The organism is Mycolicibacterium agri (genome assembly GCF_002553505.1).
Lineage (GTDB): Bacteria > Actinomycetota > Actinomycetes > Mycobacteriales > Mycobacteriaceae > Mycobacterium > Mycobacterium agri.
Genome location: NZ_PDCP01000187.1, coordinates 1 through 2,144, shown reverse-complemented (window position 1 = coordinate 2,144; position 2,144 = coordinate 1). Strand labels below are relative to the sequence as shown.

The window sequence follows — 2,144 nt, the reverse complement described above, 5'->3', positions numbered from 1 at the left end:
GAGCTCGATATCTACTTCTGCGATCCGCACTCGCCATGGCAACGCGGCAGTAACGAGAACACCAACGGGCTGCTGCGTCAATACTTTGCTAAAGGCACCGACCTATCAGTGTTCCCGGCCGACTACCTCGACTACGTTGCCGCCCAACTCAACACCCGACCCCGCAAAACCCTCGGCTGGAAGAAACCCGCTGAAGTCCTCGACGAGCTACTCTCAAACCCGCCAAAACCACCCGCTGTTGCATCCACTGCCTGAAATCGCCCCAGGAACTAGCGTGCATTAGCGTCTGCTCGCGCAGAAAATTGAAGGTGGCGGTGCACCATGGCGATCGCGATGCCGCCCTCGCCGACCGACGCCGCCACCCGTTTCACCGATCCCGACCGGATGTCGCCGACCGCGAAGATTCCCGGTGCGCTCGTTTCAAGCGCCAGCGGTTCGCGGTCGGTTGTGTTGCGCGCATCGACTCCGGTCAGGACGAAACCGTGCTCGTCGCGGGCGATTTCGTCGGGCAGCCAGTCGGTCGCGGCTTCGGCGCCGATGAGGATGAAGACGACGCTTGCCTCACGCGTTGAGGTCTCGCCGGTTCCTCGGTCGATCACGTCGATCGTTTCGAGACCTTCGTCTCCGGCCACCGCTACGATCTCCGATTGCGTCTGCACGCTGATGTTCGGCTTCGCGGCTATCTGCTCGATCAGGTAGTGCGACATGCTCTCCGCCAGCGATTCGCCCCTAACCAGCAGCGTCACGGAGCGGGCGTGATTGGCGAAGAAGATCGCCGCCTGCCCAGCCGAATTGCCCGCACCGACCAAGTACACGTCCTTGCCTTGAGCAAGGCCGGCGTCGCTGGGTGCGGCGCCGTAGTAGACGCCGGAGCCGACGAAATTGTCGATGGAATCCACTGACAGCCTCCGCCATTGGACGCCCATCGCGAGGACGATGGACTTGGTCCGCAGGACGTCACCGCCGTCGAGGGTGACGGTCATCTCAGCGGGATCGATGCTTTCCACCCGGCGGGTGACGACGATCTCGGCGCCGAGCCGTTTGGCCTGCGCCAGCGCCCGGCTGGCGAGTTCGTCGCCGGAGACGCCGTACGGGAACCCGGTGTAGTTCTCGATGCGGCTCGAGGTGGCGGCCTGTCCGCCGGGGGACTCGATCAGCCCGGTCTGCAAACCCTCGGACGCGCCGTTGACCGCGGCGGTCAGGCCGGCGGGACCGCCGCCGACGATGACCACGTCGTAGCGCGCGTGGCTGGGTGTGACGGTCAGTCCGGCCACCGTCGCAACAGTCCGCTTGGTCGGGCCGATCAACTGTGTGCCGTCCCGCAGGACCACGAGTGGATAGGGGCCGGGCACCGAATCGCCCGCCGTCCCCGTGCGCGCGATGGCATCGGGATCAGCGGGATCCAGTCGCTCGTACGGGATCTGATTGCGGTGCAGGAAGCCGTCGCAGTCGTGCACGCCAGCATCGAGGCGCGGCCCGATGACGAACAGCGCGGCATCCTTGGGTTGCGCGGTGGCGCTGCGAAGCATGTCCATGCGTTCGACCGCCGCGGCGCCGACGGTCGCGGCCACCTCGGGGGCCATGGCGGCCAGCGTGTGGAACACCTCGGTGGTCAGCTTGATCACCCGTGACGCCTCGACGGCTCTCATGCTGGCGGGCAGCGGGGTGCCGAGGGTCATCGGGACCTCGCCGCCCAGTTCGCCCGGCCCCCTGATGCCGATCACCCGTTCGGTGCCGTTCACCAGTTTCGTCAGCTCGGTCTTGCCCTCGGCCACCACCGCGAGGAACCGGCGTTCGCCTTCGTGGGCGGCATACTCCCCGGGGATCAGGTGAAGGTCTTCGACGGCGCCGGCAAGGTACTCGAGTTCCTTGTCGCCCAACGCCGCGAACAGCGGGATGGTGGCGAGCTCATCGGTGGTGAACATGACTGCCTCCTGGGAGTGCGGCATTGCGCGTGCAGTCATGGTCGTGCTGCCGACCGCAGGAGCACATGGGGCAATCGCCTCAACCCGGATGAGGGGGTCACCCCATTTCCCGCGAGCAGACGCTCGTGCCCGCAAAAGCCCAGGCGATTTCTGGGGGTGATTGCAACAGCCACCTTGTTGGAGGTTGTTGTGTATCTGAAGGCTTATCCCTGGATTATG

General features: G+C 65.5%; 2 protein-coding genes. One reads left to right on the top strand and one right to left on the bottom strand.

All coding sequences use genetic code 11. The features are described 5' to 3' along the window. On the top strand, nucleotides 1-255 hold a 255-nt coding region (locus CQY20_RS33600), incomplete at its 5' end, for an IS30 family transposase (protein ID WP_109789712.1). 14 nt (nucleotides 256-269) lie between these two features. On the opposite strand, the gene CQY20_RS33595 is transcribed toward CQY20_RS33600, so the two are convergent. After that, entirely contained in the window at nucleotides 270-1,925 is a 1,656-nt protein-coding gene (locus tag CQY20_RS33595) for an FAD-dependent oxidoreductase (RefSeq protein ID WP_097945675.1), read from the bottom strand. Nucleotides 1,926-2,144: the final 219 nt, after the last annotated feature.

What these genes read in the sequence shown, in the direction of transcription:
- CQY20_RS33595 (WP_097945675.1), bottom strand. Translation starts at nt 1,925, where the DNA reads ATGTTCACCACCGATGAGCTCGCCACCATCCCGCTGTTCGCGGCGTTG.